Annotated in this window: 24 protein-coding genes; 14 read left to right on the forward strand and 10 right to left on the reverse strand. The window is 57.6% G+C overall.

Going from position 1 to position 26,682, the window contains the following annotated elements:
- The first annotated feature begins 63 nt into the window (after positions 1 to 63).
- The 5 genes from ABL922_RS00590 to ABL922_RS00610 all read left to right on the forward strand — a co-directional run bounded on the left by ABL922_RS00590 (position 64) and on the right by ABL922_RS00610 (position 6,760).
- On the forward strand, positions 64 to 624 hold the full coding sequence (locus ABL922_RS00590; protein ID WP_349022257.1) for a hypothetical protein: 561 nt from the start codon (positions 64 to 66) through the stop codon (positions 622 to 624).
- 15 nt (positions 625 to 639) lie between these two features.
- Entirely contained in the window at positions 640 to 1,119 is a 480-nt protein-coding gene (locus ABL922_RS00595) for a glutathione peroxidase (protein ID WP_349022258.1), read from the forward strand.
- An 84-nt stretch (positions 1,120 to 1,203) separates the two neighbouring features.
- A complete protein-coding gene (gene dnaE, locus ABL922_RS00600) occupies positions 1,204 to 4,689 on the forward strand; it encodes a DNA polymerase III subunit alpha (protein WP_349022259.1) in 3,486 nt (1,161 codons plus the stop codon).
- Between the two features lie 26 nt (positions 4,690 to 4,715).
- Positions 4,716 to 6,320: a long-chain fatty acid--CoA ligase gene (locus ABL922_RS00605; RefSeq protein WP_349022260.1), complete on the forward strand. Its 1,605-nt coding sequence runs from the start codon at positions 4,716 to 4,718 to the stop codon at positions 6,318 to 6,320.
- Positions 6,320 to 6,760: a DUF1330 domain-containing protein gene (locus ABL922_RS00610; protein ID WP_349022261.1), complete on the forward strand. Its 441-nt coding sequence runs from the start codon at positions 6,320 to 6,322 to the stop codon at positions 6,758 to 6,760. The genes ABL922_RS00605 and ABL922_RS00610 overlap by 1 nt, the downstream gene beginning before the upstream one ends.
- Here ABL922_RS00610 and ABL922_RS00615 read toward each other — a convergent pair whose 3' ends face one another.
- The 4 genes from ABL922_RS00615 to ABL922_RS00630 all read right to left on the reverse strand — a co-directional run bounded on the left by ABL922_RS00615 (position 6,761) and on the right by ABL922_RS00630 (position 11,193).
- A complete protein-coding gene (locus ABL922_RS00615; RefSeq protein ID WP_349022262.1) occupies positions 6,761 to 7,849 on the reverse strand; it encodes a PA0069 family radical SAM protein in 1,089 nt (362 codons plus the stop codon). It lies immediately after the preceding gene.
- A gap of 290 nt (positions 7,850 to 8,139) precedes the next feature.
- Positions 8,140 to 8,667, reverse strand: a complete 528-nt coding sequence (gene moaB / locus ABL922_RS00620) for a molybdenum cofactor biosynthesis protein B (RefSeq protein WP_349022263.1) — start codon at positions 8,665 to 8,667, stop codon at positions 8,140 to 8,142.
- Positions 8,654 to 10,435: a lytic transglycosylase domain-containing protein gene (locus ABL922_RS00625; protein WP_349022264.1), complete on the reverse strand. Its 1,782-nt coding sequence runs from the start codon at positions 10,433 to 10,435 to the stop codon at positions 8,654 to 8,656. Before ABL922_RS00625 ends, moaB begins: the two co-directional genes overlap by 14 nt.
- Entirely contained in the window at positions 10,432 to 11,193 is a 762-nt protein-coding gene (locus tag ABL922_RS00630) for a uracil-DNA glycosylase family protein (protein ID WP_349022265.1), read from the reverse strand. Before ABL922_RS00630 ends, ABL922_RS00625 begins: the two co-directional genes overlap by 4 nt.
- Before the next feature lie 115 nt (positions 11,194 to 11,308).
- Between ABL922_RS00630 and ABL922_RS00635 the strand changes: the two genes are divergently transcribed.
- The 7 genes from ABL922_RS00635 (at position 11,309) to ABL922_RS00665 (ending at position 19,712) form a co-directional block, all read left to right on the forward strand.
- A complete protein-coding gene (locus tag ABL922_RS00635) occupies positions 11,309 to 12,955 on the forward strand; it encodes an electron transfer flavoprotein-ubiquinone oxidoreductase (protein WP_349022266.1) in 1,647 nt (548 codons plus the stop codon).
- A 28-nt stretch (positions 12,956 to 12,983) separates the two neighbouring features.
- Positions 12,984 to 14,546, forward strand: coding sequence for a tetratricopeptide repeat protein (locus ABL922_RS00640; RefSeq protein ID WP_349022267.1), 1,563 nt, complete (start codon positions 12,984 to 12,986; stop codon positions 14,544 to 14,546).
- 4 nt (positions 14,547 to 14,550) lie between these two features.
- Positions 14,551 to 15,378 carry a 4-(cytidine 5'-diphospho)-2-C-methyl-D-erythritol kinase gene (locus ABL922_RS00645; RefSeq protein ID WP_349022268.1) on the forward strand — a complete coding sequence of 276 codons (828 nt, stop codon included), beginning with the start codon at positions 14,551 to 14,553 and terminating at the stop codon, positions 15,376 to 15,378.
- Complete coding sequence (locus ABL922_RS00650; RefSeq protein WP_349022269.1) at positions 15,348 to 16,103, forward strand: N-formylglutamate amidohydrolase; 756 nt, start codon at positions 15,348 to 15,350, stop codon at positions 16,101 to 16,103. Before ABL922_RS00645 ends, ABL922_RS00650 begins: the two co-directional genes overlap by 31 nt.
- A 58-nt stretch (positions 16,104 to 16,161) precedes the next feature.
- Entirely contained in the window at positions 16,162 to 18,018 is a 1,857-nt protein-coding gene (ilvD, locus tag ABL922_RS00655; RefSeq protein ID WP_349022270.1) for a dihydroxy-acid dehydratase, read from the forward strand.
- Between the two features lie 62 nt (positions 18,019 to 18,080).
- Positions 18,081 to 18,464, forward strand: a complete 384-nt coding sequence (locus tag ABL922_RS00660; protein ID WP_349022271.1) for a hypothetical protein — start codon at positions 18,081 to 18,083, stop codon at positions 18,462 to 18,464.
- A gap of 45 nt (positions 18,465 to 18,509) precedes the next feature.
- A complete protein-coding gene (locus tag ABL922_RS00665; RefSeq protein ID WP_349022272.1) occupies positions 18,510 to 19,712 on the forward strand; it encodes a class I SAM-dependent RNA methyltransferase in 1,203 nt (400 codons plus the stop codon).
- 8 nt (positions 19,713 to 19,720) lie between these two features.
- Here the strand turns inward: ABL922_RS00665 and ABL922_RS00670 are convergent, their stop codons facing one another.
- The 6 genes from ABL922_RS00670 to ABL922_RS00695 form a co-directional block, all read right to left on the reverse strand.
- Complete coding sequence (locus tag ABL922_RS00670; RefSeq protein ID WP_349022273.1) at positions 19,721 to 20,158, reverse strand: MAPEG family protein; 438 nt, start codon at positions 20,156 to 20,158, stop codon at positions 19,721 to 19,723.
- Positions 20,159 to 20,180: 22 nt separating this feature from the next.
- A complete protein-coding gene (locus tag ABL922_RS00675; RefSeq protein ID WP_349022274.1) occupies positions 20,181 to 20,603 on the reverse strand; it encodes an MAPEG family protein in 423 nt (140 codons plus the stop codon).
- A gap of 68 nt (positions 20,604 to 20,671) precedes the next feature.
- On the reverse strand, positions 20,672 to 21,883 hold the full coding sequence (locus tag ABL922_RS00680) for a type III PLP-dependent enzyme (RefSeq protein ID WP_349022275.1): 1,212 nt from the start codon (positions 21,881 to 21,883) through the stop codon (positions 20,672 to 20,674).
- Positions 21,884 to 22,169: 286 nt separating this feature from the next.
- Positions 22,170 to 23,324: a carboxynorspermidine decarboxylase gene (locus ABL922_RS00685; protein WP_349022276.1), complete on the reverse strand. Its 1,155-nt coding sequence runs from the start codon at positions 23,322 to 23,324 to the stop codon at positions 22,170 to 22,172.
- 80 nt (positions 23,325 to 23,404) lie between these two features.
- Positions 23,405 to 23,761: a DUF559 domain-containing protein gene (locus ABL922_RS00690; protein ID WP_349022277.1), complete on the reverse strand. Its 357-nt coding sequence runs from the start codon at positions 23,759 to 23,761 to the stop codon at positions 23,405 to 23,407.
- Positions 23,762 to 23,839: 78 nt separating this feature from the next.
- Positions 23,840 to 25,048: a saccharopine dehydrogenase family protein gene (locus ABL922_RS00695; protein ID WP_349022278.1), complete on the reverse strand. Its 1,209-nt coding sequence runs from the start codon at positions 25,046 to 25,048 to the stop codon at positions 23,840 to 23,842.
- Between the two features lie 54 nt (positions 25,049 to 25,102).
- Here ABL922_RS00695 and ABL922_RS00700 point away from each other — a divergent pair, with 54 nt between their 5' ends.
- Positions 25,103 to 26,089 carry a pyridoxal-phosphate dependent enzyme gene (locus ABL922_RS00700; RefSeq protein ID WP_349022279.1) on the forward strand — a complete coding sequence of 329 codons (987 nt, stop codon included), beginning with the start codon at positions 25,103 to 25,105 and terminating at the stop codon, positions 26,087 to 26,089.
- Positions 26,086 to 26,682: a GNAT family N-acetyltransferase gene (locus tag ABL922_RS00705; protein ID WP_349022280.1), complete on the forward strand. Its 597-nt coding sequence runs from the start codon at positions 26,086 to 26,088 to the stop codon at positions 26,680 to 26,682. Before ABL922_RS00700 ends, ABL922_RS00705 begins: the two co-directional genes overlap by 4 nt.

Genomic DNA, 26,682 nt, shown 5'->3' on the forward strand with positions numbered 1-26,682 from the left:
AGCGACTATGTGTTGCCATTTTGAAATGCGACCGCATTTTCAGTCTATCTGGGGAGACACAAAATGAGCCTATTTGCATCTACACTTTTGTTTGCCTTGCAATCGACATCAAGCGCTGCACCCGCCACACCGCCACCGTCGCCTTGTGCAGCGCCTGAATTCAGCCAGTTTGATTTCTGGGTGGGTGAGTGGGATGTCTATCCAAATGTTGCGGTTGATCCGAAAAATGCGTCCAAGGTACCTCTCATTGCGAATAGCCGGATCGAAAAACTCTATGCCGGCTGCGCAATCCGCGAAAACTGGATGCCGCTGAAAGGCCAGGGCGGGGGTAGCCTCAACGGCTATAATCCGGCTACCAAGCGTTGGCATCAGGCCTGGATCGGTGCAGCGCCGGGCCATGTCGATTTCGATGGCGGCTTCACGGGCGGCAAGATGGTGCTCACCGGCATGTGGGCTGGGGTCAACGGACCGGGCCAGGATGCGCTTATTCGCATGTCTTACACGCTCCAACCCGACGGCTCGGTCCGCCAGCATGGCGAACAATCAACCGACCATGGTTTGACATGGAGCACCAATTTCGATTTTATGTACAGGAAGCGCAAAGAGCCTATTCCGGCTAAATAGCGCCGGAGAATTTTGATGAACGTACATGACTTCACCGTCGACATGCCCGGCGGCGGCAAGCAGGATATGTCCAAATTCAAGGGCAAGGTGTTGCTGCTCGTAAACACCGCGTCGAAATGCGGTTTTACGCCGCAATATAAGGGGCTTGAAGCTCTAACCGAGAAATATGCCGACAAGGGTCTGGTAGTCATGGCTTTCCCCTGCAACCAGTTCGGTTCGCAGGAACCGGGGGATGAGGAGGAAATCAAGAATTTCTGCTCGCTGACCTATGATGTCACCTTTCCATTGGCGAAGAAGATCGACGTCAATGGTGACAATGCCGATCCGCTGTGGAAGCATTTGAAAGACCAACAGGCAGGCCTGCTCGGCAGCCGTGCGATCAAGTGGAATTTCACGAAGTTTCTCGTCGACCGCGATGGCAAGGTTGTGGGTCGTTATGGGCCGCAGGTGGCGCCGGGTTCGCTAGAGAAGGATATTGAAAAACTACTGGGGTGATTGCCACACAACGAGAAGCATTTGTCCACAAATTAGCCTACGCTTTCATTTGCAGAATCAGTGCGACTGCCGCACCGTGAATGCATGGCCATCGCACCCTTCGTCCCTCTGCGGGTTTTCTCCGCCTACACGATGCTCGAAGGTGCGATCGAGCCCAAGGCAATCGGCAAATATGCCAAAGGGCTGGGCTTCCCTGCTATCGCCGTGACCGACCGAAATGGCCTGTATGGAGTGATGCCATTCGAGGATGGCTGCCGTGCGGTCGGGGTGCAGCCGATAATGGGGCTGATGCTCGGCCTGCAGCGGCCACCGGAATATGCAGGCGGTCAAATGGTGCGCGATTGGTTGGCGCTCTATGCACAGGATGAGGCGGGTTACGAAAATCTTTGCCGCCTGACCTCGATGGCGCATCTGGAGCACCCCGAAGACAGCGAAGCACAGGTGACTTTTGCGCAACTCGAAGGCCGCACCGATGGCCTGATTGCTTTGACGGCTGCAGGGGAGGGCGGCGCAACGCGCCTGTTTGCCGACGGGCAACTCGATAGCGCTGCTGAATATTGCGCGCTCCTGCAGACGTTGTTTCCTGATCGGCTCTATGTGGAGCTCGCGCGGCGCGGGGATGCCACCGAAGAAGCCGCCGAAGAGGCGCTGATTGCGCTGGCTTATGAACGCGATCTGCCGCTGGTTGCCACCAACCCTGCCTGTTTTGCCGAACCCGATTTCTATCCGGCGCATGATGCAATGCTCTGCATTTCTGATGGCGAATATGTCGAGAATGAGGATCGCCGCAAAAGCAGCCCGCATGCGTGGATAAAGACCTGGCAGCAAATGTCGGAACTGTTTTCCGATGTCCCCGAAGCTTTGGCGAATACGCTTGTGGTCGCGCGGCGTTGCGGCGTAGGTGCGCCGAAGCGCAAACCGATTCTACCCAGCCTTGCGGGCAATAGGGAGGCGGAAGAGCAGCAGTTGCGCGACGATGCGCGCGAGGGCCTGATTGCCCGGCTTGAGCATGCTGGCATTAAGGAAGAGGATGCGCGCAAGCCCTATTTCGAGCGCCTCGAATTTGAATGTGACGTCATCTGTTCGATGGGCTTTCCGGGATATTTCCTGATCGTTGCCGACTTTATCAAATGGGCCAAATCGCACGATATTGCCGTGGGGCCAGGGCGTGGTTCGGGCGCGGGTTCGGTGGTCGCATGGGCATTGACCATCACCGATCTGGATCCGCTGCAGCTGGGCCTGCTGTTCGAACGCTTTCTCAACCCCGAACGCGTATCGATGCCTGACTTCGATATCGACTTCTGCGAAACACGGCGCGGAGAAGTGATCCGCTATGTGCAGGAAAAATACGGGCGCGACCAAGTCGCACAGATCATCACTTTCGGTAAGCTGAAGGCGCGCGCGGTTTTGCGCGATACCGGTCGCGTGCTGCAAATGAGCTATGGGCAGGTCGACCGGCTATGCAAGCTGGTGCCCAATCATCCGACCGACCCGTGGGATCTGGAGCGCGCGCTTGGCGGAGTTCCGGAATTGCGTGAGGAGTATCGCCGCGATGAGCAGGTCAAACGCCTGTTCGACCTAGCGATGAAGCTCGAAGGGCTGCCGCGCCACAGTTCGACCCACGCTGCGGGCGTGGTGATTGGTGATCGCCCGCTGTCTGAACTGGTGCCGCTTTATCGCGACCCGCGATCCGACGTTCCCGTGACCCAGTTCGACATGAAATTTGTCGAAGCGGCGGGTCTGGTAAAGTTTGACTTTCTGGGACTGAAGACTCTTTCGGTGCTGCAAAAAGCGACGCAGATGCTCGCTAAACGCGGAATCATCGTCGAATTTGACAAGCTGACGCTCGACGATACCGCAACTTATGAGTTGCTGCAATCAGGCGATACGGTGGGCGTGTTCCAGCTGGAATCCGAAGGCATGCGGCGCACACTGGCGGCGGTGCGCCCAACCAATTTCGGCGACATCATTGCGCTGGTCTCGCTTTATCGCCCCGGTCCGATGGACAATATTCCGATGTTCGGCCGCCGTAAAAATGGCGAGGAAGCAATCGAATATCCGCATCCGTTGCTCGAAGGCATTCTTGCCGAAACCTACGGGATTTTCGTCTATCAGGAACAGGTGATGCAGGCCGCGCAGATATTGGCCGGCTATTCGCTCGGCGGCGCAGACCTTCTACGTCGCGCGATGGGCAAGAAAATCCAGTCGGAAATGGACGAGCAGCGTGCGATTTTCGTCGCTGGCTGCTCCGAGCACAACCAGATTGTTGCCGCCAAGGCGAACGAACTGTTCGATTTGATCGATAAATTTGCGGGCTATGGCTTCAACAAATCACACGCTGCAGCCTATGCTTTGCTGTCTTACCATACGGGTTGGCTGAAGCGGCACCATCCCGAGGCGTTCTACGCCGCGTCGATGTGCTTTGACATGCACCAGACCGACAAGCTGGCAATCTTTACCGACGACATGCGCCGCATGGGCACGCACTGCCTACCGCCCTCGATCAACCACAGCGACGCCGAATATAGCGTCGAGGAATGCGAGCAGGGGCTGGCTGTGCGCTATGCCTTGGCAGGCATCAAGAATGTCGGCGAAAAGGCTATGGAATCGCTGGTGGCCGAGCGCGAAGCCAATGGCCCATTCAAGGATCTGGACGATTTCGCTAATCGCGCTGATCCAGCACAGATCAACCGCCGAAGCCTTGAAAATCTCGCCTCTGCCGGGGCCTTTGACGAGTTTGTCGGCAAACGGGCATCGGTATTCGGAGGCATCGAAACCATATTGGCCACTGCCCAGGCCGCGCGTGAGCAGCGCGAGAGCGGGCAGGGCGGACTGTTTGGTGGTGACGCAGATGCAGGCGTTGGCCAAATGCGTCTGCCCAATGCCGAGAAATGGTCGGTCGCCGAGACAATGGAGCATGAGCGTGAGGCGTTCGGTTTCTATTTCTCTGCCCACCCGATTTCGCAATTCACCCAGATGGCCGCCAGCCATGGTGCGCGCAGCTATCTTGAAACCATTGATTGTGGCCCGATCCCGGAAGGCAGCCGCAAATCTGGCGTGATGGCGGCGATGGTGCAATCGGTCAAATGGCGGGATTCACGCCGCGGCAACCGTTTTGTACAGGCCGAATTTTCGGATAGCAGCGGCCAGTTTCAGGCAAGCTGTTTTGACGAAGGCGTTTGCGCCAGCCTCGCCGAATGGGTGAAGAGTGCCGAATGCCTGTTGCTCAATGTGGAAATGGACTTGCCATCGGGTGAGGAAATTCCGCGTATCGCCATACGCAGCGCAAAGCCGCTGGCCGGGCTGGTATCGAATACGCAATTCAAGATGATGCTCGACATTGACAGCGCGGATGCTTTTCTGCGGTTGCAGGGGTTGATCTTGCCACTTGGTGGCGGACGAGGCGAGGTCGTTGCGCGCACTCGTGCTGCCAATGGCAAGACCGCAGATATCGTATTAGGACGCAAATTCAGGCTTGACGTCGAGCTGGTCGAGAAGGTCAAAGAAATAGAGGGCGTGGAGAATGTGGAGCTTGCGCCGATAAAACCGCATCTGATGAGTGTCCGCTAGCAAAGCGGCGGACAGGGGAGAGAGAAATGCTGGGTGGAATGCAGGATTGGGACCTGAGGGTCACGCATCTGATCGACTATGCCGAACGCGAACATGGCACGCGCGAGATTGTGACGCGCTGGGCCGATGGCAGCATCGAACGCACCAACTGGGCCGGTGTGGCATCGGAAGCGCGTCGGATGGCGCAGGCCTTTGTGAGCATGGGGCTGAAACCTGCTGATCGTGTCGCCACCTTTGCCATGAATCATCACCGCCATCTGGCGGCATGGTATGGCGCGATTGGCGCTGGCGGGGTGATCCACACCGTCAACGTGCGGCTGTTCGATGAAGACCTGATCTACATCATGAACCATGCCGAGGATAAGGTGCTGCTCTATGATGCGCAGTTCCAGCCTGTGATCGACCGGCTGAAGCCGCATTTGAAGACCGTTGAGCATTATATCGTCTTCGACAGCGAGCAGTATGTTGAGTGGCTTGGTGCGCAGGACGGCAATTTCGATTGGGTTTGGGGCGATGAGCGCGATCCGTGCATGCTGTGCTACACCAGCGGCACTACCGGCAACCCCAAGGGCGTACTCTACCAGCACCGTTCGACCATGCTGCACGCGATGGCGGAAGTCGCGCCGACGATTTTCAACCTGTCGATGACAGCGGCGTTGTTGCCGATCGTCCCGATGTTCCATGCCGCCAGTTGGGGGCTGCCCTTTGCGGGTGCAATGGCTGGCGTGAAGTTCGTATTTTCGACGACCAACGAAGCCACAGTGCTGCACAAGTTGATGCTGGATGAAGGCATCACCCATAGCGCGGGCGTGCCGACCGTGTGGCTCGCCATGTTCCAGCATCTTGATGCGGAAAAGGCTGCGGGCCGTCGTTATGATCTAGGAAAACTGCAATTGGTCACCATCGGCGGCACCGCAGCACCGCGGATGATGATCGAGCGATTGATGACACAGGGTGTGCGTGTTGCCCATGCCTGGGGGATGACCGAAACCTCGCCTATCGGCACGATGGGTGCGCCGATACCGGGTTGGGACGAGATGAACCTCGAAGCGCAAATCGACGTTGTGTCGAAGCAGGGCAAGATTCCCTTTGGTGTAGAGCTTCGCGTCATCGACAAAGACGGCAATGTCGCCCCACGCGACGGCACGACCGAGGGTGCGTTGCAGATCCGAGGACCGTGGGTGATCAAACGCTATTTCAAGGCCGATGCCGATGCGGTTGATGCTGAACAATGGTTCGACACCGGCGATGTCTCGGTCATCCACCCCAATGGCACGATGCAAATTACCGATCGCGTCAAGGATGTGATCAAATCGGGTGGTGAATGGATTAGCTCGGTCGAACTCGAAAATGCAGCGGTGGGCTGCCCCGGCGTTGCGCAGGCGGCGGCGATTGGCGTCTATCACCCCAAATGGGACGAACGCCCCATCATCGTCGCGGTGAAAAAGCCCGAAGCGGAAACGCTGACCGAAGACGATGTCATCAATTATCTCAAGGAGCGCATTGCCAAATGGTGGCTGCCCGACGAGGTGCATTTCGTTGAAAGTATGCCAATCACTGGTACGGGCAAAATCCAGAAGGCCGAATTGCGCAAGCTTTATAAGGATTACAAGCTGAGGTCGCTCAGCTGATGTCTGGCGAGGCGCATGTCGATCCGACGCGCGCGGCGTTTGATGCCTTTAAGGCCCTGCCACGCGATGTGCCGATCCAGATGCTCAATCTGATCCGCTATCGCGACATTGCGACATATCCCGAGGGGCATGAGAATGCGGGCAAGGGCTGGAGTGGCGAGCGCGCCTATCAGGAATATGGCAAAACCAGCGGCCCGATATTCCAGCGGGTTGGAGGCAGTGTCGTCTGGCGCGGAGCGTTCCAGACCGTGCTGACCGGCCCTGCCGACGAACATTGGGATGCCGCCTTTATCGCGCAATATCCAAATGCGGGCGCGTTTCTCGAAATGGTGACTGATCCCGGATATCGTCTTGCCGTGGTCAACAGGCAGGCGGCGGTCCAGACCAGCCGGTTGATCCGCTTTGCGCCTATGGAAGGCGATCCGGGCAGCTTTAGCTGATCAGAACAGCGCCAACTGCCCATCGCTGCGCGGCGGTATGAATAGGTCGCTGCGCAGTTGAATCTTTGACTGGTTGAGCCCCAGTTTGCGGGCTGCGATCTTGAATCGCGTGCGCATCAAATCCGCCCATGGTCCCGTTCCGCGCATCCTTTGAAAAAAGCTGGGGTCATTGTCGCGTCCTTCGCGGATTGATCGGACGATCGACATCACCTTTCCCGCCCGGTCTGGGAAATGGACCTGCAACCAATCCTGAAACAGAGGGGCGACTTCATGCGGCAAGCGCAGAGGGATCCAGCTTGCCGTCTTCGCGCCAACCTCTGCAGCGCGCTCAAGGATCGCCTCGATTTCAAGATCATTGATAGCCGGGATGATCGGAGCGACATTAACATGGGTCGGGATGCCTGCGGCAACCAAGCCCTTGATTGCAGCGAGGCGCTTCTCCGGACGAGGGGCTCTTGGTTCAAGGATGCGGTGGAGTTTAGAATCGAGCATCGTAACGGATACCGCAACCGCCACCAACCCCTTCGCCGCCATCGGCGCCAACAGGTCCAGATCGCGTAGTACCCGGTCGGACTTGGTGGTGATGGTCAGCGGATGGTTGGTTTCGGCGAGCACCCCAAGGCATTGCCGCATGATCCGCCATTCGCGCTCGATCGGCTGATAAGCATCGGTGTTGGTTCCAAAGGCGATCGGTGTCGGAACATGCCCTTTACGTCCAATCTCAGCACGTAACAGCTTTGCTGCATCGGGTTTGGCAAACAATCTACTCTCAAAATCCAACCCGGGCGACAGGTCGTGAAAAGCATGGCTGGGTCGGGCGTAGCAATAGATGCAGCCATGCTCACACCCGCGATAAGGATTGACCGACTTATCAAAGGGGATGTCGGGTGACGAGTTGCGCGCAAGAATTGTTTTGGGGTGTTCTAAAGTTACCTGGGTCTTCAGCGGCGCGATGGCACCATCGATTTCAACGCGTTCGTCCAGCCAGTCCCCGTCGGCTTCCCGCGATTTCAGGTTGAAACGGGAAGGGGAGGCATTGGCTGGCGCACCGCGCCCAGCTGCAAAATCCGGATAACAGTTTTTTGACACCCAAAAACGGTATCAGACCAATAAGAACAAAGAAAGAACAATTCTGCTTGAAGGCCAACTTTTGTCAGTCCGGAGAAACCAGCATGGTGAGCGATGAAGAGGCATATCGCAACACATATGGCCGTTTAGCGGGCTCCCCTTTGGGAAAGGATTCGCCGAAAAATGCAATTAAGCAGTCGTGTTGGTCGATCTCTGGGTTATGCCAGCAGTGAATGACTACTCCATATTCGGCGGCGTCATCATAGTTATTAAGACGGACTTTTGTGCCTGGAGCGAGGTAAGCCAAGCGTTCAGACTTCGCGCAACCGCGGCATAAGCTCGACAAAGTTGCACGGTTTGTGTCGACTGTCGAGCTGGTGGATCAATATCTTCTCCCATCCGTCGCGTACGGCGCCGTTTGAACCGGGCAGGGCGAAAATATACGTGCCGCGTGCCAGAACCGCACAGGCGCGGCTCTGGATGGTCGAGGTGCCGATGGTTTCATAGCTGAGCATACGGAACAGCTCGCCAAATCCAGGTATATCCTTGCTCTTTACGCGGTCGAGCGCCTCAGGCGTGATATCGCGACCCGTCAGGCCGGTTCCACCTGTTAGGATTACGCAATCGACATATTCGGTGTCGATAAAACCGTGCAAACGCGCAACCAGTTTCGATACATCGTCGCGCTCGATAACCCGATCCACAAGCTGGTGGCCGGCCTCCACGATATACTCAGCGAGAAGATCACCGCTGGTGTCATTTTCATAAGTTCGGGTATCCGAAACCGTGATCAACGCAATGTTGACTGGCTTGAAAGTCTTGCTGTCATCGAGCGGCAATGGAGCCTCCATTTCTGGGTGCTTTGCTCATGCGGACGGTCGCGACGCGGCCTTCCTTGGGCACCGTGGGCCAGAGATATTGGGCGAGGCCCTTCATGCTGCCGCCATTTTTCCCGCGCTGGATTTCGTACATCCAGTAATTGCGCAGAATGATCGACACATAGCCGCGGGTTTCCCAATAGGGGATCGATTCGATGAACAACAGCGGATCACCATTATCGCGGATTTCGCTGTTCCACCTAGTGACTGGGGCAGGCCCGGCATTATAGGCCGCGATCACCTTGGGCAGCAGTCCGCCGGTGGCGTTCATATCGCGTAATTTTTCGATATAGCTCTGGCCATATTCCAAGTTGACCGAAGGCCGATCCAGATCGTTGGCCGAAAGAAATGCACCACGCGCGCGCGCCATCTCTTGTGCTGTCGTCGGCTTGACCTGCATAAGACCGCGCGCACCTGCGCCGCTGATAACCGAGGTGCGGAACGCCGATTCCTGCAGCGAATGAGCATAGACCAGCGACGGATCTATGCGCCAACCGCCAATCGGTGTCCAATTCGGATAGGGATAGCGCATCATCGGATCGAGCTTTTCGCCCGACGGTCCATAATGCCCCATCCAGAGTTGCGTTGCAGGCAGGTTGAGCGCGCCCGCGACCTGCGCCAGCGCCGAATGCTGTTCGGGGTTGCCGATCTTTGCCTGATGGCGCAGCGCCTCGTCAGCCAGGCTATCCTTGCCGATTGCGGCGAGCGCGACGGCGGTGCGGACATTTTCCTGCTGGCCCAGCTGCTTCCAGTTGGTCGAATGGTAACGCATCGTCTTGCTGGCAACGGGTTCCATGCCCAGCGCTTCGCTGGCGAGAAGGCCGTAGAAAGTTTCCTGCAAGCGAGCAGCTGCTTGTAGGCGAGGCTGCACTTGCTGCGGTTGACGCGCAGCCATTGCCGCGCGGCTGCTCCAGAATAGGGCTGCGCTGCGCAATTCGTCATTATCGGCGCTGCGCGAAACCTTGTCGAAGCTGGCGAACGCCTCGCGCTGATCACCAAGGCGCCAGCTGGCAAGACCATGCACCCATTCGGACTGCGCAGCCCATGCGCCGCCTGCGACCCTAGCGGTTGCGGCCAGTCGGCGGGCGTTGGCGTCGTCATTTTCGATATAGTAAGACCAAGCGACGCGATAGCGCAGCTCGGTGAGCGCATCGCTGTCGAGCGAAAGCCCTTGTTCGTTCAACAGGGCTTCTGCACCAGCCGGATTGTCCGCCTTGATCAGTTCCTGCAATTTGGAACGCAGCGCCGATGCGCTTTGATTGCTGTCGGGCAGATCGCGCTTGGGCGCGCTCCCAAGGAAGGAAAAACGACGAGTGCCGGGACGAACAGGAAGGTCGGCGACGCCGCGCTTGATCGCCATTTTCTCAAGCTGTTCAGCCTGCGGAAGCCAGGGAGCCTCTTCGAGCAAGGCTTGCAGCTGCGACGCCTCCACCTTGGGGCTGCCAGCGGCGAGATACAATTCGGCGCGTACCATAGAGGCCATAGGTCCCTTGGGTGCGGTGTCGATCAGCTTTGCAGCCTCGGACCAATTCTTGCCGTCAATCGCCGCAAAAACCGCTGCAAATGCCTGCTTATCCTTACTGCTCGGCACAGCCCCAAGCGCATCAAGCGCATCAGGTGACACAGCTTGACGAACGCTGTCGGAGGTTCCTGCCCAAGCGGATGCCGAAGCACCCAAGGCTGCCATCGCCAACAAAGCGGTTTTTCCGAGATATATCGACTTGATCACGCCTGATCTTTCCGCACGATCCGCTGGAGATCCTTCCAAGCCTGCGCCTTTAAGACTGGACGCGCGAGAAGGGTTCGCGGATGAAAAGTTGCTACAGCGGTCAAAATGCCGCCATCTTGGTTAAAATCAGGTAAATTTGTGCGCGCCTGCATCAATTCCTGACCTAGCAAAGTCTCCGAAACGGCCGATCCCAAAAATAGCAGCTTCTCGGGCTGGGCAATCTTGATCTGGTGACGGGCGAAATCAGCCAGCAAGGGCAAGTCTGCTGGTGAAAGCGCGCCGCTAGCAGGACGGCTATGGGCGAGCGCACCCAGATAGATTTTTTCTGGAGCATATCCGCAGGCTTTGAGCATCGCCCGGAGCAATGCGCCGACCGGGCCGTTGCCCAAGTTTCCAAGGCGCAGATCCTCTTCTTCGGGAAAATCGATCAACACCATCAGTTCGGGCGCGTGGACCGCATGCGGTGCTGCACGAGCCGGACCGAAGCCGTTGCCCGGAAGCCGGGCATCGCTGGCGATTGCGCTCTGCAGCGCTTCGAAATCCGCAGGCCAGTCGGTGCGAACTGGTTGTGCCGCTTTCGGGGACGGCGCGGGGGCAGCTTGCCGGACGGGTTGCTCTGCCTTTGACGGCGGGGGTGCAGGTTCATCCAGCCAATTGGTCGTCGTTTCTTCGCACAGATAATCGACGCCGGCATCGCGCCACCATCTGTGGATCGAATCTGCTAGGGTTTTTCCCCTGTCCTGCGGTGCGACCTGCATGTTTCGCAACAGTCACCGGTTGACGCGCAGGTCAATTGCTTGGCATGGCGAATCCTGTCAGTTGAGCGATAATCAAGACGGTCCGATAAACCGGGCCGGGGAAGGACGAGCGGAGATGAGTGAACGGGAGTCGATGCCCTATGACGTGGTGATCGTCGGTGGCGGACCTGCAGGCCTTTCGGCTGCGATCCGCCTTAAACAGATCAACCCCGAAACCACGGTCTGCATCCTTGAAAAAGGCTCGGAAATCGGCGCGCATATCCTGTCTGGCGCAGTGTTCGATCCCAAGGCAATTGACGAGCTTTTGCCGGAGTGGAAAGAGCAGGGCTGCCCGATGGCAGAAGTGCCAGTCACCGAGAACCACCACTGGGTATTGTCGCGCGGCGGCCATATGGCGATCCCGCATCTGTTCACCCCCGGCTGGATGCACAACAAGGGCACTTACACCGGCTCGCTCGGCAATCTGTGCCGCTGGCTCGGCACGCAGGCCGAAAATCTGGGTGTCGAAATCTTCCCCGGTTTCCCCGCTGCTGAAATCCTCTACAATGACGATGGCTCGGTAAAGGGCGTTGCCACCGGTGATATGGGTGTGGCGCGCGATGGCAGCCACAAGCCTGACTATATGCCGGGAATGGAATTGCACGCCAAATATACCCTGTTTGCAGAGGGTGCACGCGGACATCTTACAAAGCAACTCAAGTCCAAATATGATCTGGAGCGCGATTGCCAGCCGCAGGTATATGGCATCGGCATGAAAGAATTGTGGGATATCGAGCCCGAAAAGCACGAGCCGGGCAGGGTGATCCACACACAGGGCTGGCCGCTTTCGGAAAGTGAAAGCTGGGGTGGCGGCTTTCTTTATCATCAGGCCAATGGTCAAGTAGCCTTGGGCTTCGTGGTTGCGCTCGATTACACCAACCCGCACGTTTTTCCGTTTGAGGAGTTCCAGCGCTGGAAGCAGCACCCGGAAATCCGCAAGATATTGGAAGGCGGCAAGCGCGTTTCCTATGGCGCGCGCGCGATCAACGAAGGCGGATGGCAATCGGTGCCGAAGCTCGCCTTTCCGGGCGGTGCGCTGATCGGTTGCTCTGCTGGTTTCGTCAACGTCCCGCGCATCAAGGGCAGCCATACCGCGATGAAATCGGGCATGTTGGCCGCCGAGAGCATTTCGGCCGCGTTAGCTTCGGGCCGTGAGCTTGACGAACTGGCCGATTATCAAGCCAATCTCAACGAAAGCTGGATCGCAACCGAACTCAAACTGGTCAAGAACGCCCAGCCTGCAGTCGCCAAATATGGCGAAACCTATGGCACAGTGTTCGCCGGCATCGATATGTGGATGCGCACGTTGAAGATCGGACTTCCGATTGAGATGAAGCATCACGCCGACAATGAATCGCTGGTTCGTAAGGATCTGTATCAGCCGATCAATTATCCCAAACCTGATGGCGTGATCAGCTTTGACCGGCTGTCTTCGGTGTTCCTGTCGAACACCAATCATGAGGAAGACCAGCCCTGTCACTTGCAACTCAAAGACCCCGAGGTGCCGATCACGGTCAATCTTGCGCTCTATGACGCGCCGGAAACGCGATACTGCCCGGCGGGTGTTTATGAAATCGTCGGTAAGGATGAAGGGCAACCGCGTCTTCAGATAAACGCGCAAAACTGCGTCCACTGCAAGACTTGCGACATCAAGGATCCGACGCAGAACATCAACTGGGTGACGCCCGAGGGCGGAGGTGGCCCCAATTATCCGAATATGTAAGACCTTTTCTGTTACCGCATTGCTGGCGTTGGCCGCGCCAGCCCATGCTGCGCAGGACGCGAGCGATATCTATTGGGCGGCGCAGCGGCAGGAAATTTCCGGCCGCAGCGATGAGGCGTTGAAAAGCTATGCCAAATTACTTGCGCGCAGCCCCGAAAGCGAAGCTGCCGCCAACAATCTGTTGAATGCAGCGGTGCGCGAAGGCAGCTTTGTGGATGCGCTCGCAGCAGTAAAAGCCGCGCAAAAGGCTGGACTGGCCGATAGCGATGCCCCGCTGTTGATCTTCACCGATGCGTTCCGGCGCAAAAAATGGGCCGAAGCAGAGCGTGCACTGGCCGTGCTTGAGGCTGCAGACGACTTCGCCTTCATGATGCCCATGCTCAAAGGCTGGCTGAATGTTGCGCAAGGGCGTGATTCCAACGTCTCGGGGCAGGCTTTGCTCACTTCAGGGCTGACAGCCTATTATAGCGATGATCAGATTATCTATTTTGATCTGGCCGACGGAAATATCGCGCAGGCCAAATTGCGGCTCCGCAATTTTCGCGGTTATGACGAGCCGCACGGGCGGTTCCTGGCCGGTCATGCGATGGGAGAGTTTTCCCGTAGCGCCGATGCCGAATTTGCGTCTGCCCTCGGCCGCCAGATTGGTTTGGATGTCGGTAATTATGCAACATCCCGTGTAACCGCCGAGCTTGGGCTGGCGATGCTGTTTACTCGATTGGGGTTGGCCCTGGACGAGCAGCGACAGCCGCAAAAAGGGCTCCTTTTCGCCCGCATCGCAACATGGCTCGCGCCGTCGAGCGACGCCGCAAAGCTGGGATTGGCCGAATTGATGGATCGGCAAGATCTTGATGTAAAGGCTTCGGCCTTGTTGAAAGGAATTGCCCCTAACTCGCCCTTCTGGGTTCAAGCAGTGGTCAATCAGACGCAGCTGGCAACGTCATCGGACGAAGCTGTTGCCATCGCCCGCGCCTCGTCGGAGGCGCAGCCCGCTTCGTCACAGCTCAAACTGCTCTACGCACAAACGCTCGAACTTGCAGACCGGCGCGATCTTGCAGTCACCGTCTATCGCAGTTTGCTCGATCAGGATGCAGGCGGAACCAATGGTGCGAGGCGGGCGGTGTATCTGCTTCTGCTGGCCTCCGCACTTGATGCGAATGGAGATTGGGATAGCGCCCGCAATGCATTGGAGGATGCGGCTGTCCTCGACCCCAAAAACCCGCAAATATTGAACTATCTTGGCTATTCCCTGCTCGAACGGCGGATTGATGTCGCGCGCGGATTTGATCTGGTTTCACAGGCCCACCAATTGGCACCACAGTCTGCTGCGATCACCGACTCGCTTGGGTGGGCACATTTTCTGCGTGGAGAGGTCGATAAGGCCATCCCGCTGCTCGAGAGCGCGGTGAAAGGCGCGATTGCCGATGCGGCTATCAACGAGCATCTGGGCGATGCCTATTGGTCCGCAGGTCGACGCAGTGAAGCGCGCTTTTTGTGGAAGGCCGCCGCACTGGCAGCTGAAGGCGAAGCGGTGGGACGTCTGGCGCAAAAGATAGACTTTGGCTGGACCAAAGAGACCGCCGCACCCTGATCCGATGCATTTGACCGAAACAGCCTATGCCAAGATCAACCTTGCGCTGCATGTGCGCGGGCGGCGCGAAGATGGTTATCACGAACTCGAAACGCTGTTTGCCTTTGCGGCGGATGGCGATGTGCTGACTGCCAAACCAAATGGCGACCTTACACTTTCGATCACGGGCCCGTTTGCAGATGGTCTGGAGGCTGATGAAGGCAACCTGGTGTTGCAGGCGGCGAAAGCGTTGAAAGCAGCAAGCGGAACGAGGCAGGGTGCCTCCATAAGCCTCGATAAGCGCCTGCCAATTGCGTCGGGTATCGGTGGTGGTTCTGCCGATGCTGCTGCTGCGCTGCGCCTGTTGTCAAAACTCTGGAATATAGACCTTCCCGACGAGCAATTGCTGACGATTGCCAGTGGATTAGGGGCCGACGTTCCAGCCTGCCTCCGTTCCGAAACCGTTTTTGGAAGCGGTGTCGGTGAACAGCTGACACCTTTTGAAACTGATAGCATTTCCGGAGTGCCGATATTGCTCGTCAATCCGCTCAAACCCTGCCCGACGGGTCCGGTTTTCAAGTCATGGGATGGCATCGACCGCGGCGCCCTGGACAAGCAGAATTGGCGCGACGCGCGCAATGATCTTGAGCCGCCTGCCATTGCTTTGGTTCCGGAGATTTCCGAGGTGCAAGCCATGCTGAAGGCACAAGCAGGTGCGAATCTTGTCCGCATGTCAGGATCTGGCGCAACCTGTTTTGGCCTTTTCGAGACGGAAACGGCGCGCGATGCGGCTGCTAATACGATAATGCGGCAGCAACCGGGATGGTGGCAGTTGCCGACGGTGTTGCGTTGAGTGAAGCCTTCAAAATTGTCGGCACGCCCAAGAAGGGTGGCGTCCTGATCGTCAGTGATCACGCGTCGAACCGCGTTCCCGCCGACATAAATCTCGGAATCGATCCGGTTCTTCTGAAGCAACATATCGCCATCGACATCGGCGTATCCGGCGTGGCGCACCTTATGGCGGACGAGGAGGGCTATGCCGCTTTCCTTGGTAATGTCAGCCGATTGGTCTGCGATTTCAATCGCGAGGAGCACCAGCCCGCGGCGATACCCATTGCCAGCGACGGCCATGCGATCCCCGGCAATGCGCTCGACCATGAAGGGCATGAAACCCGTCTGAACCGCTTTTTCCGGCCCTATCACAGTGCTTTGACGGAATTGCTCGAACTACATCCACCCGCGCTGATCCTTTCGCTGCACAGTTTCACGCCGCAATTGGAGAGCCATCCGGATCAGCAAAGGCCGTGGCATGTCGGCGTGTTGTATAATGAAGACGATCGCGCCGCGCGTGTCGCCATCCCGCTGCTGGAGGCCGAGGGTTTGGTTGTCGGCGACCAGCAACCCTATTCGGGAAAGCTGCTCAATGCGACGATGAACCGCCATGCAGAGGCGTATGCAAGGCCTTATCTGGGCATCGAAATTCGGCAGGACCAGATTGGCGATGTAGCGGGGCAGGCGGTATGGGCTGAACGGCTGATACGGATATGCAACGAAGTGGCGTTGAAACTGCGCGCCTAGCACTGTAAGGCGCCTGCAATCGCCGTATCGGCGAAATAATATTTCAGGAGTCTCCCAAATGCCAGCCTATCGCTCGCGCACATCAACCCACGGTCGCAACATGGCAGGCGCACGTGGCCTTTGGCGCGCTACAGGTATGAAAGACAGCGATTTTGGCAAGCCTATCGTCGCCGTCGTCAACAGCTTTACCCAGTTCGTGCCGGGACATGTCCATCTGAAGGATCTCGGCCAGATGGTCGCGCGCGAGATCGAGGCGGCAGGCGGAGTTGCCAAGGAATTCAACACCATCGCAGTCGATGATGGCATTGCAATGGGGCATGACGGCATGCTCTATTCACTGCCAAGCCGTGATCTGATCGCCGACAGCGTCGAATATATGGTCAACGCGCATTGCGCCGACGCGATGGTGTGCATTTCGAACTGCGACAAGATTACGCCCGGCATGCTAATGGCCGCTCTGCGGATCAACATCCCCGTGGTTTTTGTTTCTGGCGGACCGATGGAGGCCGGCAAGGTCATTTTGAAGGGCAAGGAAGTCGCCCTCGATCTGGTCGATGCAATGGTAGCCGCTGCTGACGAGAAATATAGCGATGAAGAGGTCGCGACGATTGAACGCTCGGCTTGCCCGACCTGTGGTTCGTGCTCGGGGATGTTTACCGCCAATTCGATGAACTGCCTTACCGAAGCTTTGGGGCTTTCGCTGCCGGGCAACGGCTCGACGTTGGCGACGCACTCGGATCGCAAGGCGCTGTTCCTGCGTGCAGGCGAACTCGCGGTCGAACTGTGCCGCCGTTATTATGAGCAAGAGGACGAAAGCGTCCTGCCGCGCAATATTGCCAGCTTCGAAGCCTTCGAAAATGCAATGAGCCTCGATATCGCGATGGGTGGATCGACCAACACCGTGCTGCACCTGCTTGCGGCGGCCTATGAAGGCGGTGTGGATTTCACTATGGCTGACATTGACCGGCTGTCGCGTAAGGTTCCGTGTCTCTCGAAAGTGGCCCCTGCAAAGAGTGACGTGCATATGGAGGATGTCCATCGGGCAGGCGGCATCATGGCGATATTGGGCCAGTTGGACAGGGCAGGGCTGTTGCACACGCACCTGCCGACCGTGCACAGCAAGACTTTGGGTGATGCGCTCAACCAATGGGATATCTCGCGCACCAACGATCCCGATGTGCAGACCTTCTTCAAGGCCGCACCCGGCGGCGTTCCGACGCAAACCGCATTCAGCCAGTCGCGCCGCTGGGACGACCTTGATCTCGACCGCGAAAATGGCGTGATCCGCTCGGCCGAACATGCCTTTTCGAAAGATGGTGGCTTGGCTGTGTTGAACGGCAATATCGCGCTCGATGGCTGCATCGTGAAGACGGCAGGCGTGGATGAAAGCATTTTGAAATTTTCGGGGCCTGCCAAGGTATATGAAAGCCAAGACGCCTCGGTGACGGCCATTCTGACCGGTCAGGTCGAGGCGGGTGACGTTGTGGTCATCCGCTATGAAGGCCCCAAAGGCGGCCCGGGGATGCAGGAAATGCTTTACCCAACCAGCTACCTGAAATCCAAGGGACTAGGTGCGGCTTGTGCTCTCCTCACCGATGGCCGCTTTTCAGGTGGCACATCAGGGCTGTCTATCGGCCATGTCTCGCCAGAAGCCGCAGAAGGTGGACTGATCGGTCTGGTTGAAAATGGCGACATTATCGAAATCGACATCCCGAGCCGCTCAATCCATCTGGCAGTCAGCGAAGACGAACTGACTCGTCGCCGCGCGGCACAGGATGCTAAAGGCTGGTATCCTGCCAAGGAACGGCCGCGCAAGGTGTCCGTCGCGTTGCAGGCCTATGCCGCGATGACGACCAGCGCAGCCCGAGGTGCGATCCGCGACGTCACGCAGCTTGTCAGTAAACCGCGCGGATAGGCCGATCAAAAAGCAGGGTTAATACGCTAGAGCTGCTGTTTTGAAGCGGTTATAGCAGCCGCATGAAGTCCGCATTCCATCTGCATTTGGTCATCCTTACAGCCAGCATCATGCTTGCAGGCTGCGGCGAGGAATCAGCCAGTCAGGCGGGCGATCGTGCCTCATCTGCGAACAGGATCGAATGTGCGCTGGCAGGGTCGAACAGTTTCGAACGTGCATGTTCGACCGAAACCATGCCCGGCGAAAAGGGCAAGATGCTCGTCGTGCGCCATCCGGATGGCGGATTTCGTCGCTTCAACATCCTGACTGATGGCCGCGGGCTGGCTCCGGCCGACGGTTTTGACGACACGGCCATAAACCTGATCGGGGGCGGGATGATCGAGGTCAGTTCGGGCGATGACAAATATCGTCTGCCAGCGGACATCAAGGCTTCGGCCCAGAAATAGCCCAGCGGGCTTGCTTAGCTTGGCCCGCACGGGCAAGGCACTGTTGTGAGCAATATTGATGAAATCATCCGCATAGCCTCGCGCGGCGATGGCGTGACCGCCGACGGTCGGCATGTGCCTTTTGCAGCGCCGGGCGATAGCTTAAATCCGGGAGGCGGGCTTGTCCACGGCCCGCACCATGTCGATCCGCCATGCCCGCATTTCCAGCTTTGCGGTGGCTGCCAGTTGCAGCATCTTGACGAAGAGGTGCTCAAGACTTTTGCTCAGGATCGCATCATTCATGCGCTATCGGCGCAGGATCTGGCGCTTCCCGCATTCATGCCGGTGCATATCTCTCCACCGCATAGCCGGCGCCGTGTTGCGGTGCGGTCTGCATGGGCGGGCAAGCAATTCCAACTGGGTTTCAGTTCGGAAAAAAGCCACCGCATCGTGGACCTGACACAATGCGACATCATGGCACCGGAACTGTTCGCTGTACTCGAACCGCTGAGAGTGTTTCTTGCACCGCGCATTGGGCCCAAGCGCAATGTCGAAATCAAGCTGGCGCTGGTCGATCAGGGGGTGGACGTCCTGATTGAACAATGGGCGCCAGACGGTTTAGAAACGCATGAAGCGCTGACGGACTTTGCGACTGCAAATAATCTTGCCCGACTTTCGACCGACGACGGCTATGGTCCGACGACCTATTGGGAACCAGAGCCAGCCACAGCCACATTGGGCGGCATTGCTGTGGCCTATCCGCCTTACGGCTTTCTACAGGCTACTCGCGATGGGGAGCAGGCATTGACTTTGGCAGTGCAGGAAATCGTCGGTGAGGCCAAGCTGGCGGCGGACTTGTTTTCCGGGCTGGGCACTTTTGCGTTCGCGGTCGTGCAAGGCCGCAAGATATTTGCGGCGGAAGCGGAGCGGGCCGCACTACTATCTATGAAAGCTGCGGCCAGCAAAGCAGGGCTTTCGCTCTTTGCCGAGCATCGTGATCTCTTCCGGCGACCATTGACGCCGCCGGAACTCAACCGATTTGCCGCGGTCATCCTCGATCCACCAAGGGCAGGGGCGCGTGAGCAGGTAGCTGAATTGGCCAAATCAGACGTGCCGACTATCGCTTATGTCAGTTGCAACCCATCCAGCTTTGCGCGCGATGCAAAAACGCTGATTGCGGGTGGCTACAGGTTGCAGCGAATCTGGCCGGTGGGGCAGTTCCGTTGGTCAACCCATGTCGAACTGGCGGGCGAATTCACCCGCCAGTAGCACTCAAATCAGTGAAACACGGCCAAGATGGCGTGCAGCACTAGCGCCATCAGCGCGAGCGACGACAAAGCGAACAACAGGAAGCGGACCGCAACCTTGTTCACCAGCGACTGCCAAAGGCTGTGCGCGATGCGCAGGCCTACATAGACCCATGCTATGGTCGCGTTGATACCATCACCTTGTCCGATCATCGCGAGAAGCAATGCCACTGCGTAGAACACGGTCGGCGCTTCGTGCAGGTGATTGTAGTTGTGCGCTTTCCACTGGATGCTGCCAGGTAGCAGACCCTCGAGTTTCGAGCCCGTCCAACCCACATCCGCGCCGGGCGCGGCATCTTTAGGCAGTTTGTTGATGGCAGGGATGCGTGTCGCGTACATCCATATCCACATCAGCATTGTCCAGCCTGCAAGTAGTGCGACTGGCTTCAGGATTTCAGCATGTTCCATAAAATCTCCTCCCTTATTATTCTTACAGCGTCGCCATCACCGCATTTACTGCCAACACAAGCAGACAGACAGTGGACAAAGCGAAGATCGAAAAACGCACCATCACCTTGTTGACCAGTGCCTGATAGACCGAGTGGATAATGCGCAGCGCTACATAAGCCCAGGCGAACTTAACCATCAACGGTGAGGCGGCCCCGGCAATGTGCAGGATGAACACGGTAGCGTAAAAGATCGTCGGCTGTTCCATCAAATGGGTGTAATTGTGCGACTTCCACGCAGCTTCACCCAGCATTGGATCGATATCCTGCCCGCGAAGCCCGGGCGCTGGCGGATCTTTACTGCCGAGTTTTGCAGCGGCACCGAAGCGGGCAAATGCGAGCCACGCAAGCATGAAAAGCGACCACGCCACCAATACAGCCGCAGGCGCAAGTATCGTCGTATCCATAAGGAAAACCCTCCCTGTTTTCGATGACAGGGAGGGTGCTTTAGTCGGTGTAAATTGTCAAATGCAACTTATTGGGCGGAGCGTTTGCCGATATGGTGGACATTGCCGAAATCATTGGCGGCGATACGCGTGTAGAGGCTCGCCATCGGCTCATCTTCGACCACAAAATCTTCGGTCTCGCCAAAGCCGTTGAACTCGGTACGCATCGCACAGCCATAGGCGCCGAGCATACCGATCTCGATAAAGTCACCGGCCTTCACGTCTGCGGGCAACAGGAAGGGGCCGGCCATATAATCCATATCGTCGCAGGTCGGGCCGTAGAAAGCGAACTCGCTTATCTCGTCGCTGCCGCTGTCGCGCATCAACTCGACCGGAAAACGCCAGCTGACATGCGCCGCATCGAACAGCGCGCCATAGGCACCGTCGTTGATATAAAGCTCATTGTCGCGGCGCTTTTCAACCTTGACCAGCAGCGAAGCATATTCAGCGCACAGCGCACGACCCGGCTCGCACCAAAGCTCGGCCGAGTAACTGATCGGCAGGTCTTCAAAGGTGCGGTGGATCGTTTCGAAATAGGCCTCCAGCGGAGGGGGCTCCATGCCGGGATAGACCGAGGGAAAGCCGCCGCCGACATCGACGATATCAACTGTGACCGACGCCTCGACAATCGCCGCGCGCACCTTCTCCATCGCCTCGGCATAGGCCAAGGGCGTCATCGCCTGGCTGCCGACGTGGAAGGCAATGCCGAGGCTGTCGGCTACCTGACGGGTTGCGACCAGCAGGTCGGCCACTTCTAAAGGTTCTGCACCAAATTTGGCGGCAAGGCTCAGCTTGGCATGGTCCGAAGACACGCGGATGCGCACGCAGAGTTCAAGGTCGGTTGCCACCACGCCATCAGTTGTGGTTGCCCGTACAATCTTTTCCAACTCTTCTTGGCTGTCGAGGCTGAAGGTGCGCACACCGTGATTGTGATAGGCCTGCGCAATCGCGCGTTCCGATTTGACCGGATGCATGAAGCACAGTTTAGCTTCAGGAAGAAATTTGTGCACGAGGCGCACTTCGCCGAGCGACGCGACATCATAATGCGTGATCCCTGCAGCCCACAGCGTTTCAAGCAACGTGGGCGACGGATTGGCCTTTACCGCATAGAGCGGCTTGCCCGGAAACTTTTCGACAAAGAAGCGGGCAGCACGCGTCGCGGCATGCGGGCGGAGGAGCGTGATCGGTTCGTCCGGGCGGAGCGCGCGGACTAGGGACGATGCGTCAGGATAGCTGTACAACTCAAGGGACCCCCAAAAAATAAACGGTAAACAACAAGGCTGCCTTGCGGTTATTGGAAGTCCCCCTGGGGCAGCGGAGGGTGCCTATATGATTCGGGGGGGGATTTGTAAAGGGGAAATGGATTCAAACACCTCTCCCAAAGGGAGAGAATAGGTAGGCTTGGCAACCTGTTGCCTAGCAGGACTTGGTGAGGGGATGTGAACTACCGAAATTCACATCCCCTCACCAACTGCGCCTAGCCGCTAAAGCGGCAAGGCTTCGTATCCTCTCCCTTTGGGAGAGGTGTCAAGAGAGGCGATCCCGAAACTCTTCCCAGCCAAATTCCCGCACACAGCGCAGATCATCGGTGTCGCCATTCCACAGCCAGATCGACGGCAAGGGCACGCCGTTGAAGGTTGTGGTCTTCACCATCGAATAATGTGCCTGATCAAGAAAGGCGAAGCGCTGGCCTACCACCGCGGGAACAGGCAGGCGGTAATCGCCGATAATGTCTCCAGCGAGGCAGCTGGGGCCGCCGAGACGTATCGCCGGGCCATCTGACCGCTCGCCGAGCATTGCGGGGCGATAGGGGGCTTCGATCACGTCAGGCATGTGGCAGGTGGCGCTGATGTCAGTGATGCCGATAGACATGCCGTTGTCAAAGACATCAAGGATTTCGCCGACAAGGATTCCTGCATCGAGCGCGATGGCCTCGCCGGGCTCCAGATAGACCTCACACCCGGTTTCTGCGCGAACGGCTTTGATGAACTCGACCAGATCGTCGCGTTGATAATCGGCACGGGTGATATGATGGCCGCCGCCGAAATTCAGCCATTTGAGTTGACCAAAATAAGACGCGATATTCGGCTTGAGGGCATCCCAAGTGCGCTTGAGCGGTTCGAAATCCTGCTCGCACAGCGTATGGAAATGGAGGCCCGACACGCCCTGAAGATGCTCAGCCTTCAACTGGCTGACCGGAAAGCCCAACCGTGAATGCGGCGAACAGGGATCATATTTCGCGACCTCACCCTCGGCATGCTCAGGATTGATACGCAGGCCGACATCGGTGCTGGCGTCCAGATAGCTTGCAAAGCGGGCATGCTGCATCGGTGAGTTGAAAATGACATGGTCGGAAATGGCAACGATCTCCGCCATGTCTGCCGCCTTATAGCCAGCGCAATAGGTCGCAATCTCACCCTTATAATGGTCCCGCGCCAGCCGCGCCTCCCAAAGCCCGCTGGTGCACACGCCATCAAGATATTCGCCCACCACATCGGCGAGCGACCACATCGAAAAGGCTTTCAGCGCCGACAGCACCTTCGCCCCAGACCGCGCCTTGACGTCGGCGAGGACAGCAAGGTTCCGCCGCACCGCAACCTCATCCACGACAAAGGCGGGGGTCGGCACGCGGTTCAGGTCAAATCGGGCAAAAGCCCCGGGATCGCCGGCTCTGGTTTCCATGATTGCTTTCTAACGATCCTCCCCATTTTTGCGAAGCACAAATGGGGAGGTGGCAGCGCGTCGCGCTGACGGAGGGGTTTCTAACGTTTACAATAGCGAACCAAACCGTCAGCTACGTCGGTTGGTGATTTGAGAACGTCGGATGCAGCGATGCGTAAGACTTCAAAACCCAATCCGGCAAGAAAGGCATCGCGATCTTGGTCTCGTTGTGGCTGATTGCCCATATCGTGGGATATACCGTCAATCTCAATGCAAACCTTTGCCTTCGCACAATAAAAATCGACGATAATCTTTTCGTCGAACGAATGTTGCCGGCGGAAGCTCACGCCGTCAGGTGACTTGCGCAACAGATTCCAAAGTAGAACTTCTGGCAAGGACATCTGCTGACGCAGCAACCTTGCTCTTGAAATGTTTCGGGATAGTTTTGTACGCGGCAAGTGGCCCCTCCGTCAGCCGCGTTGCGACTGCCACCTCCCCATTTGCGCCTGCTGCGAAAATGCGGAGGATCGAATTTGTCAGAACGACAAAGGCCCATCCAGTTCCTTCACCCGCCATGGCAGGCCATGCTGGTTGAGCATGTCCATGAAGGGATCGGGGTTGAACTGTTCCATGTTGAACACGCCATGTCCGCGCCACAGGCCTTTCACGATCAACGCAGCGCCAATCATGGCTGGAACACCGGTTGTGTAGCTGACCGCCTGATTGCCAGTCTCTTCATAGGCATCTTCATGGTCGCAGATGTTGTAGATGTAGAGCGTCTTTTCCTTGCCATCCTTGCCAACGCCGGTGGCAATGCAGCCGATATTGGTCTTGCCCTTGGTCGTCGGGCCAAGGCTGGCGGGTTCTGGCAATACGGCCTTCAAGAACTGCAACGGGATGATTTCCACGCCCTGATATTTGACCGGATCGATCCGCGTCATGCCGACATTCTGCAGCACGGTCAGGTGCTTGATATATTCATCGCCAAAGGTCATCCAGAAACGAATGCGCTTGATTTCGGGCAGGTGCGTTTTCAGGCTTTCGATTTCCTCATGGTACATGAGGTACATATTTTTGGGCCCGACGGCCTCAAAATCGAACTGTTGCTTCACTGACATGGGCGGGGTTTCGACCCAGTCGCCATTTTCCCAGTGGCGCGCGACCGCAGTCACTTCGCGGATGTTGATTTCGGGGTTGAAGTTGGTGGCGAATGCCTGGCCATGGTCGCCGCCATTGCAGTCGAGGATATCGAGAGTGTCGATGCGTTCGAAATGATGTTTCTTCAGCCAAGTGGTGAACACGCTGGTCACGCCGGGGTCAAAGCCCGATCCGAGCAGCGCCATCAGCCCGGCATCTTTGAAACGATCCTGATAAGCCCATTGCCAGTGATATTCGAACTTGGCCTCTTCCTTGGGCTCATAATTCGCGGTGTCCATATAGTGGACGCCGGCGGCGAGGCAGGCGTCCATGATCGCCAGATCCTGATAGGGCAGGGCAAGATTGACGACGAGTGCGGGCTTAATCGCTTCAATCAGCCGGGTGAGCGCGGGTACCTCTTCGGCATCAATTTCGTAGGTGTCTATGGCGACGCCGGTGCGTTCCTTCACCGATGCGGCGATCGCATCGCACTTACTTTTGGTGCGGCTCGCAAGGCTGATATGTGTGAATATATCGGCGTTCATCGCCATCTTGTGCACCGCGACCGAGCCAACACCGCCAGCGCCGATTACCAAAACCCTGCTCATCTGTTACGTCCTTCGACAAAGATTCGTTATGGCGAAGGCATATAGAGGGCTTTGATGACAGAACAAGAATTGCGCGACCCCAATCGTAAGCCAAGCCGGGAAGGTGTGCTCCGCGCGATGGCTAAAGTTGCGGAGATATTGCCACCAACGCCATTGTTGCCACTTGAGGTTGATGGACAGACTGTGTGGTGCAAGGCAGAGATGCTGCAGCCCATCGGTGCCTTCAAGATTCGCGGCGCATGGCACCGGATTTCGGACCTGACAGAGGAGGAGCGTAAACGTGGCGTGGTCGGTGTTTCCAGCGGCAACCATGCGCAAGGCGTCGCTTGGGCGGCGAAGCGGCTTGGAATCTCGGCAACTATCGTCATGCCTGAAAACGCGCCTAAGGCCAAAATTGAAGCCACACGTGCATTGGGGGCTAAGGTCGTTCTTTATAAACGACCGGGTGAAGATCGCGATGCGATTGCCGCAGAATTGATTGCGCAGACCGGCGGAACCTTGGTTCATGCCTTCGGCGATCCCTGGGTGATCGAGGGGCAGGGGACACTGGGGCTGGAGGCCGAGGCGCAATTGACGGAACGCGGCATTGGTGGCCCGATACATATCATCGCCTGTTGCGGCGGTGGCGGGCTATCGGGCGGGCTGGCGCTGGCTTGCCCTGAAGCGACGTTGTCGATCGCCGAACCCGAAGGTTGGGATGATGTCATTCGCTCGCTGGCGACAGGAGAGATTGTTCCTGTAATAGACCAGCATCATCCAACGCCATGTGACGCGCTGCAGACACCCCGCACCTATCCGATCAACTTTGACATTCTAAAGAATCGGGTTGCAAGCAGCGCGGTCGTTACCCCGGCGGAGATTGCGGCAGCGATGCGGGTTGTGTTTGAACGACTGCACCTCGTGGTCGAACCGGGGGGCGCAGCAGCTTTGGCGGCGGTGCTTGCGGGTAAGGTTGTTCCCGTCGCGACGCCAGTGATCACGCTATCAGGCGGCAATGTCGACAGGGAAACATTTGTTCGCATGATCGGAGCCGCAGCATGATCGACAGGACAATCTTGCCAGCATCGTCTGCACAACATCAGGCGGTGATCGATACGCTATCGGACGCTTTTATGACTGATCCGGCGCTAAGCTTTATCGTTCCTGATGAGGCAGCGCGCGCCAAAATGCTGCCTAAGCTTTTTGCGCTTCTGGTTCCCGATGATGCGAATGCGGGTACAGTCATGCGGTCAGGCAATGATGAGGCGGCAGCACTGTGGCGTTATCCCGGAATGGCCAAGGACGCGGGCGGAACCAGCTTCGCCCTGATGTGGAACATGCTCCGGATATTCGGTTTCTCCATCGCCAGAGCCAGCACAGTGGCCGATGCCCTTGCAGCGCATCTACCCGACGGTCGATATCACTATCTGCACTTTGTGGGCGTGAAACGCACGCATCAAGGGAAGGGCTGGGGCGGCGCGATTATCCGCGAAGGTCTTGCGCGAGCTGATGCCGATAACTTGCCAACATGGCTTGAAACCGCGACGCCCGAAAATGTCCCGCTCTACCAGCGATTGGGCTTCGTCACGCAGGTCGAATGGGACATCCCCAAGGGAGGCCCGCATTTCTGGGGAATGATGCGGGCGCCAGGTTGA

Source organism: Sphingorhabdus sp. (genome assembly GCF_040079335.1).
GTDB lineage: Bacteria > Pseudomonadota > Alphaproteobacteria > Sphingomonadales > Sphingomonadaceae > Sphingorhabdus_B.